This is a genomic window from Streptomyces sp. NPDC001157 (assembly GCF_053598255.1).
On record NZ_JBSFJW010000061.1, the window covers coordinates 1 to 13,876 of the forward strand.

Sequence of the window (13,876 nt, forward strand, 5' to 3'; positions counted from 1 at the left end):
GGCCGGGATGATGCCCGCGGCGCCGTTCGTGGGGGCGGTGACGACGCGCCCGCCCGCCGCGTTCTCCTCGTTCACCGCCATCGCGTAGAGCGTGATCCACTCCATGGCGTGCGCCAACGGGTCGCCCTCGGCGCGGAGTTGGCGGGCGGAGACCGCGGCCCGGCGCCGCACCTTCAGACCGCCGGGCAGGATGCCCTCGCGGGACATGCCGCGGGACACGCACGCCTGCATGACCCGCCAGATGTCGAGGAGCCCCGAGCGGATCTCGTCCTCGGTGCGCCAGGCCCGCTCGTTCTCCAGCATCAGGGCGGAGATGGACAGGCCCGTCTCCTTCGTCAGGCGCAGCAGCTCGTCGCCCGTCCGGAAGGGGTACTTGAGCACCGTGTCGTCCAGCTTGATGCGGTCCTGGCCGACCGCGTCCTCGTCGACGACGAAGCCGCCGCCGACCGAGTAGTACGTCTTCGACAGCAGCTCCGCGCCCGAGGCGTCGAACGCCCACAGGGTCATGCCGTTCGCGTGGTACGGGAGGGCCTTGCGGCGGTGCAGTTTCAGGTCGTCGTCGAAGGAGAACGGGATCTCGTGCTCGCCGAGGAGCCGGATCCGGCCGGACGACCTGATCGCCGCCACCCTCTCGTCCGCCGTCTCCACGTCCACCGTGCGCGGCGAGGCGCCCTCCAGGCCGAGCAGCACCGCCTTGGGGGTGCCGTGGCCGTGGCCGGTGGCGCCCAGGGAGCCGTACAGCTCGGAACGTATGGACGCGACGGAGCCCAGCAGCTCCTCGTTGCGCAGGCGTCGCGCGAACATGTGTGCCGCGCGCATCGGGCCGACCGTGTGGGAGCTGGACGGGCCGATGCCGATCGAGAACAGGTCGAAGACCGAGATGGCCACGGTGACTCCTCAGAACGGGGTGGAACAAAGGGGTGGGGTGTCCCGCTCACCTACGAGTGTCCAGGACACCCCACAAAAAGGAACTACTTGTTCAGACCGGGGTACAGCGGGTGCTTGTCGGCGAGGGCCTTGACCCGGGCCTTGAGGGCTTCCGTGTCGTACGACGGCTTGAGCGCCTCGGCGATGACGTCGGCGACCTCGGTGAAGTCCTCGGCGGTGAAGCCGCGGGTGGCCAGGGCCGGGGTGCCGATGCGCAGGCCGGAGGTGACCATCGGCGGGCGCGGGTCGTCGGGGACGGCGTTGCGGTTGACGGTGATGCCGACCTCGTGGAGGCGGTCCTCGGCCTGCTGCCCGTCCAGCTCGCTCTCGCGCAGGTCGACCAGGATCAGGTGCACGTCGGTGCCGCCGGACAGCACGTTCACCCCGGCCGCGCGGGCGTCCGCGGCGGTCAGCCGCTCGGCCAGGATGCGGGCGCCCTCGACGGTGCGGCGCTGGCGCTCCTTGAACTCCTCGGACGCGGCGACCTTGAAGGACACCGCCTTGGCCGCGATCACATGCTCCAGCGGGCCGCCCTGGAAACCGGGGAAGACCGAGGAGTTGAGCTTCTTGGCGAACTCCTGGCGGGCCAGGATGATGCCGCCGCGCGGCCCGCCCAGGGTCTTGTGGGTGGTGGAGGTGACCACGTCGGCGTGCTCGACCGGGTTGGGGTGCAGCCCGGCCGCGACCAGGCCCGCGAAGTGCGCCATGTCGACCCACAGGTAGGCGCCGACCTCGTCGGCGATCCGCCGGAAGGCGGCGAAGTCCAGCTGCCGCGGGTACGCCGACCAGCCCGCGATGATCACCTTGGGGCGGTGCTCCTTGGCCAGCTTCTCCAGTTCGGCCATGTCGACCAGGCCGGTCGCCGCGTCCACGTGGTAGGCGACCACGTTGAACTGCTTGCCGGAGAAGTTCAGCCGCATCCCGTGGGTGAGGTGGCCGCCGTGCGCGAGGTCCAGGCCGAGGATGGTGTCGCCGGGCTGGGCCAGTGCGAACAGCGCGGCCTGGTTGGCGGAGGCGCCGGAGTGCGGCTGCACGTTGGCGTACTCGGCGCCGAACAGCTCCTTGAGCCGGTCGATGGCGATCTGCTCGGCGACATCCACGTGCTCGCAGCCGCCGTAGTAGCGGCGGCCCGGATATCCCTCGGCGTACTTGTTGGTCAGCACCGAGCCCTGCGCCTCCATGACCGCGGCCGGCGCGAAGTTCTCGCTCGCGATCATCTCGAGGGTGGACTGCTGACGGTGCAGCTCGGCGTCGACCGCGGCGGCGATGTCCGGGTCGAGCTCGTGCAGGGGCGTGTTCAGTACGGACATGCGTCTACGGCTCCTCAGCCGGCGTTCTGGGCGGTGTACTCGTCGGCGGAGAGCAGGTCGGCCGGCTCCTCCGTGACGCGGACCTTGAAGAGCCAACCGCCGTCGAAGGGGGCCGAGTTGACCAGGGACGGGTCGTTCACCACGTCCTCGTTGATCTCGGTGACCTCACCGGTGACGGGGGAGTACAGGTCGCTGACCGACTTGGTCGACTCCAGCTCGCCGCAGGTCTCGCCCGCGGTCACGGCGGAGCCCACCTCGGGAAGCTGGGCGTAGACGACATCGCCGAGCGCGTTGGCCGCGAACTCCGTGATGCCGACCGTCGAGACGCCGTCCTCGGCGGCCGACAGCCACTCGTGCTCCTTGCTGTAACGCAGCTGCTGGGGGTTGCTCATGACCTGAATTCTCCTGTACGCGATGGATTGCTGATGAATGAGGGACTGCTGAAAACGCGTGTGAGCAGCGAAAATGTGCGCGGGGTCACGTCCGGGGACAAAGCCCCCTCGCTCAGTCTGGGTCAGTGTCTACTTCTGGCGCTTGTAGAACGGCAGCGCCACGACCTCGTACGGCTCGTGGCTGCCCCGGATGTCCACGCCGACTCCCTCGGTGCCCGGCGCCGCGTGTGCCGCGTCGACGTACGCCATCGCGATCGGCTTGCCCAGCGTGGGGGAGGGGGCGCCGGAGGTGATCTCGCCGATCACCTCGCCGCCCGCGACGACCGCGTACCCGGCGCGCGGGATCCGACGGCCCTCGGCGACCAGGCCCACGAGGACGCGCGGCGGGTTCTCCGCAGCCCTGGCGGCCGCCTCCTGGAGCGCCTCGCGCCCCACGAAGTCGCCCTCCTTCTCGAACTTCACCACCCGGCCGAGCCCGGCGTCGAACGGCGTGAGCGAGGTGGACAGTTCATGCCCGTACAGCGGCATGCCCGCCTCCAGGCGCAGCGTGTCCCGGCAGGACAGCCCGCAGGGCACCAGCCCGACGGACGCGCCCGCCTCGGTCAGCGCCTGCCACAGCTTCTCGGCGTCACCGGGGGCGACGAACAGCTCGAAGCCGTCCTCGCCGGTGTAGCCGGTGCGGGCGATGAGGGCGGGGACGCCTGCGACGGTGCCGGGCAGGCCGGCGTAGTACTTGAGGCCGTCGAGGTCGGCGTCGGTGAGCGACTTCAGGATGCCGGGGGACTCGGGGCCCTGCACGGCGATCAGCGCGTAGTTGTCCCGGTCGTCGCGCACCTCGGCGTCGAAGCCGGCCGAACGCTCCACCAGCGCGTCCAGCACCACCTGGGCGTTGGAGGCGTTGGCGACGACCATGTACTCGGTCTCGCCGAGCCGGTAGACGATCAGGTCGTCGAGGATGCCGCCGTCGGCCCGGCAGATCATGGTGTAGCGGGCGCGGCCGACGCCGACGGAGGCGATGTTGCCGAGCAGCGCGTAGTTGAGCAGGGCGGCTGCCTGCGGGCCGGTGACGGTGATCTCGCCCATGTGGGAGAGGTCGAAGAGCCCGGCCTTCGTCCGCACGGCGAGGTGCTCGTCGCGTTCGGAACCGTAGCGCAGGGGCATGTCCCAGCCGGCGAAGTCGGTCATCGTCGCACCGAGCGAGCGATGCAGGGCATCGAGCGCGGTGTGACGGGGTGCGTTGCTGCTCATCGGACGGTCGTCTCCCAAGGGGAATGCATGACGGGCGAGGTCGTTCCTCCCCATCTGTCATCGGAACCTGAGAGGTTCGCCGTGACCGCATGCGGCACGGCTTGCACCTTGGGTGGGACCACCGGGAACGGCGGCCCGCTTTTCAGATGTGCCTCGCCCGCGCGGTAACGGGGCCTGAGAGATTCAAGGGAGGGACTTGCTCCTTCGGCGCCCAGCAGACTCTGCTGCCGGGACTCTCCCGCGCGGATTCAAACGGCCGGTATGCAGTTGGCGCGCACATCATTGCACGCCTCGTCCGCGTGCGGCAGGGCCACATCCGGCGCCTCGTTCGGCACCTCACTTTTTGTAACTGGCCTGTGGCCGGAACCGAACACAACCGCGAGACGCCGTGCATTACCTTCCCTTTACAAACAGTGGGGAGAAGCTTTCCTGACCCCGCAGGAAGGACGATCACGGTGAACAGGACCACGGTGTACGCCACGACCTCGGCCGTCGCGCTGCCCAAGCAGCCCGCGGCCCCGGCCAGGGATGTGTGCGGTGCCCGCCCCGTACCCGCACCCGTGGTCCGCGATCTGCGCGACCGCTCGGGGCACAGCCCGCACGCCCTGCTCTTCGGCCCCCGTGACCTCGTGGTGGTCACCGGCCTGCCCGGCAGCGGCAAGTCCACGCTGATGGAGCGCGCGGTCCGCGGCCTCCGCATCGACTCCCAGGACGCCCGCGACCGCTGGGAGGCCCGCACGCCCCGCTTCCTGCCCTACGCGCTCTACCGTCCCCTCGTCCGCCTCGCCCACTACGCCGGACTGCGCCGCGCCCTGCGCAGCGGCGCAGGGGCCGTCGTGCACGACTGCGGTACGCAGGCCTGGGTGCGCGGCTGGCTGGTGCGCGAGGCCCGCCGCCGCGGCGGCACCCTGCATCTGCTGCTGCTCGACGTCACGCCGGGCACCGCCCTGGAGGGCCAGCGAGAGCGCGGCCGCGGCGTCTCGCGCTACGCCTTCCTGCGCCACCGCACGGCGGCGGCCCGGCTGATCCGCGCGGTCGAGCGGGGCGACCTGCCCGAGGGCGTCGGCTCGGCGGTGCTGCTGGACCGGGACGCGGCGGATGTCCTGCGCAGGATCGATTTCGCGGGCTGACGCACGGACCAACCCCTTTGTCCGTGCCACCCGCTAGCCTTTCCAGCCACAGCAGTGGTTCTGAGCAGGCGGTCGGACACAGATGGACTTCCCAGCGGATCTTCCCGCGGACTTTCCCATGCAGGCGCACCCCCATCCGCACGGCGGATGGCCCGGCAACGAGCTGGAGGAGGTGCTGTCGGCCTCCCTCGGCATACCCTCGGCGGGCGGCCGGATCCTGGAGGTGCTCGGCCGCAGCTTCCTCTGGGTGCCGCTGCCGAACGGCGGCGGCCCGCACAGTGGCCCCCTCGACGTGCCCACGCTGGAGATCGACGGCCAGGCGTACGTCCCGGTCTTCAGCTCCGAGGAGCAGTTCCGTCAGGTCGTCGGCAACCACATGTCGTACACGGTCACCCCGGCCGTCGAGTTCGCCCGCGGACTGCCCCCGCAGGTCGGCCTCGCCGTGAACCCGGACGGTGTGGTCGGCATCCCGCTCCCGCCGCCCGCCGTCGCCGAACTCTGCCGCGTGGGCCGCACGCCGCTGGACGGCCCCGCCTCCGGCGGCCGGGTCAAGCTCTACGAGCCGGACTGGCAGGACGACCCGATCGACTTCCTCGCCGCGGCGTCCGCCGAGTTCGCGGAAACCGGCGTGGTCGTCACGGCCCGCCGCTGCCTCGCCGCCATCGAGACGGCGGACCCGGTGATGTTCGTGGGCGTCGAACTCTCCCAGCGGGAGGGTGACATCAGAGCGCTCCCTCTGGAGGCCCTGAGCCGCGCCATCACCAGGATCCCCACCCAGTGGCCGGTCAACCTGGTCCTCCTGGACGTGACGGACGACCCGGTGGCGATGTGGATGCGCGAACAGGTGCGGCCCTTCTATACGAGGGATCACCTGTAAGTGCTGCCAGGGGGAACGGACCACCGAATCCCGAGCTCCCGGGCGCTTAAGCTGTTGGCATACGCGGGGCAACCACCAGAAGGGGCACACACGTGAGCGCCAGCACCACGACCGGGACGGTCGAGAACATGCTGCGCCAGGTGACGCCAGGGCGCTACGACGCCTATGAGGCACTCCTCCGCGCACTCGCGACCCCCGGCTCCGGCCAGGTCTGGATGCTCCTGTGGCACGGCCAGGCGGGCTCCCCGGACGCCCAGTACGGAAACATGGAGGTCGACGGCTACGGCTACGCCCCGTGCGTCACCTCCGCGCAGGAGCTGAGCGCCAGCGGCTGGAACAGATCGTACGAGGTGGTCGACGGCCTGGACGTCGCCCGGACCCTCTACCCGGACCACTTCGGCCTCTGGCTCAATCCGCACGCCCCGGGCGGCGGCGTGGGCATCCCCTGGCTGGATCTGCGCCGTATCGCCACCGGTCTGGAGCGCCAGGCCGCCGGCCCGCTGCGGATGTCGGAGCCCGCGATCGAGATCCCGCAGTTCTACGCCCTGCTCGCACAGAACGCCCACCGCACCCCGGCCGTCCGCTCGCTGCGCCGCGCCTGGGTGCAGCCGGCGCTCGGGGCGCCGTACCTCGCCATCGGCCTGGACGTGTACGACACCAGCCCGCCCGCGGTGGACTCGGTGCGGGCGATGATGCAGCAGTCCATCGGTGCCGTCCCGGACGGGCTGCCGGTGTCGACGGTGGCGATGTCGGACGAGTACGACCCCGTCGCGCTGTGGATGCGCGCGAGCGCCCGTCCCTTCTACGACCGCGAGGCTCACGCGGCCGCTCCGGCCCAGGCCCCGGGGGCCGGGTACGGCTACCCCCCGGCGCATGGCGGATACTGAGACGAAGGCCCGGTTCGTACCGGGCCGGGAGTCGGTCTGCGCGCGTAGATAGGGCCGGAAGATCCAGTTCCGGGCGGAATGTTCAAAATGATCCCCGTCCGGCCGCCGTTACCCGCTGTCCGGATAACGGAACCCTCCAGCCCGCATCACGTTTACGCATCCTTTCACCGCCAAGTCTGGCAACAGATCGCCAAAGCGTTGAAGACTCCCGCTCCAGAGGGGTTCGCCCCCGTGTACGACGGACTGATCACGCCGCCACCGCGGCAAAGTGCGGGCCGGCTACCGCCGGTTGAGAGGGGTCCCTGCCAGATGACGGCACCATTGCACGAGCCGACCGCAGAAGCGGCCCCGAGCGCGGCCGAAGAAGCGGCGGTCGCCAGCGCCGGCGACAAGGCCGTACAGGGGCGTTCCCTGGGCCGGATCGCCTGGGAGCGCCTGAAGAGGGACAAGCTCGCCCTCACAGGCGGCATCGTCGTGCTCGTACTCGTCGTGTTGGCGCTGCTCGCTCCGGTGATCACCGGCCTCTACGGGCAGGACCCCGACGCCTACCACGAGAGCCTGATCGACCCGCTGTTCAGCACCCCCAAGGGGTCGCTGGGCGGCATCAGCGGCGATCACTGGCTGGGCGTCGAGCCGGTCAACGGCCGCGACATCTTCGCGCGCATCCTCTACGGCGCCCGGATCTCGCTCCTGGTCGGCTTCCTGTCCGCGATCGTCGCCGTGGTGCTCGGCACGATCCTCGGCATCCTGGCCGGCTTCTTCGGCGGCTGGGTCGACTCGGTCATCAGCCGCGTCATGGACGGCCTGCTGGCCTTCCCGCAGCTGCTCTTCATCATCGCGCTGGTCTCCGTCATGCCGAACGAGATGCTCGGCCTGAGCGGCTCCAGCGTGCGCGTGTTCGTGATGATCCTGGTCATCGGCTTCTTCGGCTGGCCCTACATCGGACGCGTGGTGCGCGGCCAGACCCTCTCGCTGCGCGAGCGCGAGTACGTCGAGGCGGCCCGATCGCTGGGTGCCGGGCGGTTCTACATCCTGTTCAAGGAACTGCTGCCCAACCTCGTCGCCCCGATCATCGTCTACACGACGATGATGATCCCCACCAACATCCTCACCGAGGCGGCACTCAGCTTCCTGGGCGTGGGCGTCAAGCCCCCCACGTCCTCCTGGGGGCAGATGCTCTCGACTGCGATCGACTACTACGACTCGGACCCCATGTACATGGTCGTCCCCGGCGTGGCGATCTTCATCACTGTTCTGGCCTTCAACCTCTTCGGCGACGGCGTGCGGGACGCGCTGGACCCGAAGGGATCGCGCTGAACTGCCGTACCCCAAGCGTCCCGTGAGCACTCCCACGGGGTCTCTCATCAAAACCGGAGGATCCGAGATCGTGACTACCCAACGCACCTCAGGGCGGCGTAAGCAGGCGTTGGCCGCTGCTGCCGCGGTCGCCGGCATGCTGACCATGGCGGCGTGCGGCGGCGGCAGCGACAGCGGCGGTTCGAAGACGGGTGCGGCCGGCTTCGACGCGGCGAACAACAAGGTTGCCCAGGCCGATCAGGTCAAGAAGGGCGGCACGCTGAAGTTCGTCACTGCGCAGGACGCCGACTCGTGGGACACCACGCGTGGTTACTACGGCTTCATGTGGGACTTCGCGCGCTACTACAGCCGTCAGCTGCTCACCTACAAGACCGAGCCGGGCGCCAAGGGCGCCGAGGTCACCCCCGACCTCGCCACGGACGAGGGCCAGGTCTCGACCGACGGCAAGACCTACACCTTCCACCTGCGTGACGGGATCACGTGGGAGGACGGCAAGCCGATCACCTCCCAGGACATCAAGTACGGCATCGAGCGCGTCTGGGCGCAGGACGTCCTGTCCGGCGGCCCGATCTACCTGCAGCAGATGCTCGACCCCAAGGGCACCTACAAGGGTCCGTACAAGGACACCTCGAAGGACAAGCTCGGCCTGAAGGCGATCGACACGCCCGACGCCAAGACGATCGTCTTCCACCTGCCCACGCCGAACTCGGACTTCAAGCAGGTCCTGGCGATGGTCACGGCCTCGCCGGTCCGCCAGGACATGGACACCAAGTCCAAGTACGGCCTGAAGCCGTTCTCCTCCGGCCCGTACAAGTTCCAGTCGTACGCCCCGGGCAAGTCGCTGGTGCTGGTGCGCAACACCAACTGGAAGGCGTCCTCGGACCCGGTCCGCAAGGCGTACCCGGACAAGATCACTCTGGACATCTCCACCAACCAGAGCGACATGGACCAGCGCCTGATCAACGGCGACTACGACATCGACGCCAGCCAGACGGGCCTCGGCCCGCAGGGCCGCACCATCGCCCTGAAGCAGCACAAGGACAACCTGGACAACCCGGTGTCCGGCTTCATCCGCTACGCGGTCTTCCCGCAGAGCGTCAAGCCGTTCGACAACATCGACTGCCGCAAGGCCGTCATCTACGCCGCCGACCACGTGTCGCTGCAGACCGCCCGCGGTGGCCCGATCGCCGGTGGTGACATCGGCACCAACATGCTCCCGCCGTCGATCCCCGGTGGCGAGGGCCAGAAGTACGACCCGTACAAGATCGCCGGTGCCAACAAGACCGGCAACGACGACCTGGCCAAGCAGGCGCTGAAGGCCTGCGGTCAGCCGAACGGCTTCAAGACCACCATCGCCGTCCGCAACAACAAGTCGCAGGAGGTGGCCACGGCCACGTCCCTGCAGGCGGCGCTGAAGAAGGTCGGCATCCAGGCCGACATCTACCAGTACGACGGCTCGCAGAGCGCCGGCATCATCGGCTCCCCGTCGAACGTGGCCAAGAAGAAGCTCGGCATCATCATCATGGGCTGGGGCCCGGACTTCCCGACCGTCCAGGGCTACGGCATCCCGCTGTGGAGCAGCCACTACATCCTGCAGAGCGGCAACAACAACTACGCTCTGATCAAGGACAAGACGATCGACGGTCTGTTCGACCAGTACAACGCCGAACTGAACGACGCGAAGAAGACGCAGATCGCCACGGAGATCAACCACAAGGTGAGCGACGGCGCGTACTACCTGCCCTTCACCTTCGAGCGGCTCCTGAACTGGCGCTCCTCGCGGATCGGCAACGTGTACACGACGAACGCGTACAGCGGCTACTACGACTTCGTCAACATCGGTCTGAAGTCCTCGAAGTAATCCCGGCACACCCGCCGTACGGCACGAAAGGCAGGTGAAGGCCGGCGCGGCGGGACCGCGGGCCCCGGATGACCTCCGGCGGCCCGCGGCCCCGCGGCGGGCCGTTAGCTGTGCTCGCTTACCTCCTCAGGCGGCTCTTCGCCGCCGCAGTGATGCTGGTGGTCATCATCCTGGTGGTCTTCAGCATCTTCTTCCTCGTCCCCAAGTGGGCGGGCGTGGACATCGCCACGAGCTTCGTGGGCAAGCAGGCCGACCCCGCGGCGGTGGAAGCGGTGCGGACGAAGCTGGGTCTGAGCGACCCGATCTTCATTCAGGTCTGGCACTTCTTCAAGGGCATCTTCGTGGGCCGCACCTACGCGGCCGGCGGCGACATCACCCACTGCTCGGCCCCGTGCTTCGGCTACTCCTTCCGCAGCGAGCAGGCCGTCTGGCCGGTGCTGACCGACCGCTTCCCGGTGACCCTGGGTCTCGCGCTCGGTGCCGCCGTACTGTGGCTGGTCTTCGGTATCGCGGCGGGTGTGCTGGCCGCACTGAAGCGGGGCAGCATGTGGGACCGCAGCGCGATGGTCGTCGCGCTCAGCGGTGTCTCCCTCCCCATCTACTTCACCGGTCTGCTCAGTGTCGCGATCTTCGACATCGGGCTGCACTGGATCGACGCTCAGTACGTGCCCTTCAGCCAGGACCCCGCCCGCTGGTTCGAGAGCATGCTCCTGCCGTGGATCACCCTCGCGTTCCTCTACGCGGCGATGTACGCCCGGATCACCCGCGCCAACATGCTGGAGATCCTCGGTGAGGACTACATCCGCACGGCTCGCGCGAAGGGCCTCAAGGAACAGGTCGTCATCGGCAAGCACGCCATGCGCTCCACGATGACGCCCATCCTGACCATGCTCGGCATGGACCTCGGCGCCCTCATCGGCGGCGCGATCCTGACCGAGACGACGTTCAGCCTGCCGGGCCTCGGCCAGGCGGTGCTGACCGCCATCAAGAACCAGGACCTGCCCATCATTCTGGGCGTCACCCTGATCACTTCTCTCGCGGTGCTGATCGCCAACCTCGTGGTGGACGTCCTGTACGCCGTGATCGACCCCCGAGTGAGGCTCGCATGACGGAACTGAGCAAGAGCGGAGCGGCCGTGGGCGAGCCCACGAGCACCTCGCCCGCCCCGACCTCCTTCCTGGAAGTGCGCGACCTGAAGGTGCACTTCCCGACCGACGACGGCCTGGTCAAGTCCGTCGACGGGCTCTCCTTCAAGCTGGAGAAGGGCAAGACCCTCGGCATCGTGGGCGAGTCGGGCTCCGGCAAGTCGGTGACCTCGCTCGGCATCATGGGTCTGCACACGGCCGGACAGTACGGCAAGCGCAAGGCGCAGATCTCCGGTGAGATCTGGCTGGACGGCACCGAGCTGCTCAGCGCCGACCCGGACGAGGTGCGCAAGCTGCGTGGCCGCCAGATGGCGATGATCTTCCAGGATCCGCTGTCCGCGCTGCACCCGTACTACACGATCGGCCATCAGATCGTGGAGGCGTACCGCATCCACCACGACGTCGACAAGAAGACCGCGAAGAAGCGCGCGGTCGAGATGCTCGACCGGGTGGGCATCCCGCAGCCGGACAAGCGGGTGGACAGCTACCCGCACGAGTTCTCCGGCGGTATGCGCCAGCGCGCGATGATCGCGATGTCGCTGGTCAACAACCCCGAGCTGCTCATCGCGGACGAGCCGACGACCGCCCTGGACGTGACCGTCCAGGCGCAGATCCTCGACCTGATCCGGGATCTGCAGAAGGAGTTCGGCTCCGCGGTCGTCGTCATCACCCACGACCTGGGCGTCGTCGCCGAGCTCGCCGACGACATCCTGGTGATGTACGGCGGCCGCTGCGTCGAGCGCGGTCCGGCGGAGAAGGTGTTCTACGAGCCACGCCACCCCTACACCTGGGGCCTGCTCGGCTCGATGCCGCGCCTGGACCGCGAGCAGCAGGAGCGCCTGATCCCGGTCAAGGGCTCCCCGCCCTCCCTGATCAACGTCCCGTCCGGCTGCGCCTTCAACCCGCGCTGCCCGTACGCCGACATCCCCAAGGACAACGTCACCCGCACGGTCCGCCCCGAGCTGACCGAGGTCGGCAGCCAGCACTGGGCCGCCTGCCACATGACGCAGGAGCAGCGGGAGCGTATCTGGACCGAAGAGATTGCGCCGAAGCTGTGAGCGAGACCCCTAAGGACACAGCCGTGACCCTTCCCGCGCAGAGCGACGGCGCCACCCTCACCAAGGACGCCGCCCCCGGCGAGACCCTGCTGAAGGTGACCGGGCTCCAGAAGCACTTCCCGATCAAGAAGGGCCTGCTCCAGCGGCAGGTCGGCGCCGTGCACGCGGTCGACGGCATCGACTTCGAGGTCAAGGCCGGCGAGACCCTCGGCGTCGTGGGCGAGTCCGGCTGCGGCAAGTCGACGATGGGCCGGCTGATCACCCGGCTGCTCGAACCGACCGGCGGCACGGTCGAGTTCGAGGGCAAGGACATCACGCACCTCGGGGTGAGCGGCATGCGTCCGCTGCGCCGCGACGTGCAGATGATCTTCCAGGACCCGTACTCCTCGCTGAACCCGCGCCACACCATCGGCACGATCGTCGGCGCCCCCTTCAAGCTGCAGGGTGTCGAGCCCGAGGGCGGCATCAAGAAGGAGGTCCAGCGGCTGCTGTCGGTGGTCGGTCTCAACCCCGAGCACTACAACCGCTATCCGCACGAGTTCTCCGGCGGTCAGCGCCAGCGCATCGGCATCGCCCGCGCGCTCGCCCTGAACCCGAAGCTGGTCGTGGCGGACGAGCCGGTCTCCGCGCTGGACGTGTCGATCCAGGCGCAGGTCGTCAACCTGCTCGACGACCTCCAGCAGGAGCTGGGCCTGACGTATGTGATCATCGCGCACGACCTCTCCGTCGTCCGGCACGTCTCGGACCGGATCGCGGTGATGTACCTCGGCAAGATCGTGGAGCTGGCCGACCGTGATTCGCTGTACCGGGCGCCGATGCACCCGTACACCAAGGCGCTGATGTCCGCGGTGCCGATCCCGGACCCGCGGCGCAAGAACGCCAAGAGCGAGCGCATCCTGCTCAAGGGAGACGTGCCCTCGCCGATCTCCCCGCCGAGCGGCTGCCGTTTCCACACGCGGTGCTGGAAGGCGACACAGATCTGCAAGACGACCGAGCCGAAGCTCGTGGAGCTCAAGCCCGGCCAGCAGGTCGCCTGCCACCACCCGGAGAACTTCGAGGACCAGGCCCCGCAGGACACCGTCCTGCTGACGGTCGCCAAGGAGGCGGCCGAGCTGGTCGCGGACGAGGTGCTCGCGGAGTCGGCGGAGACGTCGGCGGCGGTGGCGGCGGAGGTCGCCGAGACCGAGGCCGAAGCGGACACGGACGCGGAAGCGGAGGAGTCCGCGGAGACGGAGCCCGCTGCCGAGTCCGGGAATGCGGAAACCGGCGGCGACAAGTAAACCGAAATCCGTCAGGGCGAAACGCCCCGGCAGTCCGTTCGGACTGCCGGGGCGTTCGTATGTCGGCGCGCCTTTTCAGGTCAGGAATTCGTCTCCCAGTAATGCCGGCCGACCTTGTAGTCGTTGGAGCCGTACTGCAGGTTCCCGTACTTGTGGGAGCCGATGTTGAGACCGGGCACTGCCTCGGCCTGGCCGATGCCGGCGCCGCCCCGGCCACGACCGGCGCGGACGCGGCCGTCAGGAGCGCAGCCGGCAGTGCTCTCTTGCGCATGGAATTTCCCCATTCAAGGGGTCCGGCTCCCGCTTCGACGGACTCTCGAAAAAACCGGCCAACCGCAATGCGGTGATGGCGCGTCGGGCTCGGACAGGAGTCAACTGCCCGGTAGTGCATGACAACTTGGTAAAGTCATGTACATGCCTGGGTGGGAGAGTGCAGAGTCGGGC

Annotated in this window: 13 protein-coding genes and 2 riboswitches; of the genes, 8 read left to right on the forward strand and 5 right to left on the reverse strand. The window is 68.8% G+C overall.

Going from position 1 to position 13,876, the window contains the following annotated elements:
- The 4 genes from ACWDAG_RS45675 to gcvT form a co-directional block, all read right to left on the reverse strand.
- The coding region (locus ACWDAG_RS45675; protein ID WP_450701500.1) for an L-serine ammonia-lyase at window positions 1–888 on the reverse strand (888 nt) is incomplete at its 3' end.
- A gap of 83 nt (window positions 889–971) precedes the next feature.
- Entirely contained in the window at window positions 972–2,237 is a 1,266-nt protein-coding gene (glyA, locus tag ACWDAG_RS45680) for a serine hydroxymethyltransferase (RefSeq protein ID WP_450701501.1), read from the reverse strand.
- 14 nt (window positions 2,238–2,251) lie between these two features.
- Window positions 2,252–2,629: a glycine cleavage system protein GcvH gene (gene gcvH / locus ACWDAG_RS45685; protein ID WP_450701502.1), complete on the reverse strand. Its 378-nt coding sequence runs from the start codon at window positions 2,627–2,629 to the stop codon at window positions 2,252–2,254.
- Between the two features lie 129 nt (window positions 2,630–2,758).
- Window positions 2,759–3,877, reverse strand: a complete 1,119-nt coding sequence (gene gcvT, locus ACWDAG_RS45690; protein ID WP_450701503.1) for a glycine cleavage system aminomethyltransferase GcvT — start codon at window positions 3,875–3,877, stop codon at window positions 2,759–2,761.
- Between the two features lie 44 nt (window positions 3,878–3,921).
- A riboswitch (glycine riboswitch) is annotated at window positions 3,922–4,029 on the reverse strand.
- A riboswitch (glycine riboswitch) is annotated at window positions 4,030–4,128 on the reverse strand.
- Window positions 4,129–4,326: 198 nt separating this feature from the next.
- On the opposite strand from gcvT, the gene ACWDAG_RS45695 reads away from it, so the two are divergent.
- From ACWDAG_RS45695 to ACWDAG_RS45730, 8 genes are all read left to right on the forward strand, one after another.
- Entirely contained in the window at window positions 4,327–5,007 is a 681-nt protein-coding gene (locus tag ACWDAG_RS45695; protein WP_450701529.1) for an AAA family ATPase, read from the forward strand.
- Window positions 5,008–5,089: 82 nt separating this feature from the next.
- A complete protein-coding gene (locus ACWDAG_RS45700; protein ID WP_450701504.1) occupies window positions 5,090–5,884 on the forward strand; it encodes an enhanced serine sensitivity protein SseB in 795 nt (264 codons plus the stop codon).
- A gap of 92 nt (window positions 5,885–5,976) precedes the next feature.
- Entirely contained in the window at window positions 5,977–6,771 is a 795-nt protein-coding gene (locus tag ACWDAG_RS45705) for an enhanced serine sensitivity protein SseB C-terminal domain-containing protein (protein WP_450701505.1), read from the forward strand.
- Window positions 6,772–7,080: 309 nt separating this feature from the next.
- Entirely contained in the window at window positions 7,081–8,088 is a 1,008-nt protein-coding gene (locus ACWDAG_RS45710; protein WP_450701506.1) for an ABC transporter permease, read from the forward strand.
- A 70-nt stretch (window positions 8,089–8,158) separates the two neighbouring features.
- Complete coding sequence (locus tag ACWDAG_RS45715; protein WP_450701507.1) at window positions 8,159–9,949, forward strand: ABC transporter substrate-binding protein; 1,791 nt, start codon at window positions 8,159–8,161, stop codon at window positions 9,947–9,949.
- Window positions 9,950–10,059: 110 nt separating this feature from the next.
- Window positions 10,060–11,058 (forward strand): ABC transporter permease, encoded by a 999-nt coding sequence (locus ACWDAG_RS45720; RefSeq protein ID WP_450701508.1) that lies wholly within the window; start codon window positions 10,060–10,062, stop codon window positions 11,056–11,058.
- Window positions 11,055–12,152 (forward strand): ABC transporter ATP-binding protein, encoded by a 1,098-nt coding sequence (locus tag ACWDAG_RS45725; protein ID WP_450701509.1) that lies wholly within the window; start codon window positions 11,055–11,057, stop codon window positions 12,150–12,152. Before ACWDAG_RS45720 ends, ACWDAG_RS45725 begins: the two co-directional genes overlap by 4 nt.
- Window positions 12,153–12,175: 23 nt before the next feature.
- Window positions 12,176–13,432 (forward strand): ABC transporter ATP-binding protein, encoded by a 1,257-nt coding sequence (locus tag ACWDAG_RS45730; RefSeq protein ID WP_450701510.1) that lies wholly within the window; start codon window positions 12,176–12,178, stop codon window positions 13,430–13,432.
- Window positions 13,433–13,512: 80 nt separating this feature from the next.
- On the opposite strand, the gene ACWDAG_RS45735 is transcribed toward ACWDAG_RS45730, so the two are convergent.
- On the reverse strand, window positions 13,513–13,716 hold the full coding sequence (locus tag ACWDAG_RS45735; RefSeq protein ID WP_450701511.1) for a hypothetical protein: 204 nt from the start codon (window positions 13,714–13,716) through the stop codon (window positions 13,513–13,515).
- Window positions 13,717–13,876: the final 160 nt, after the last annotated feature.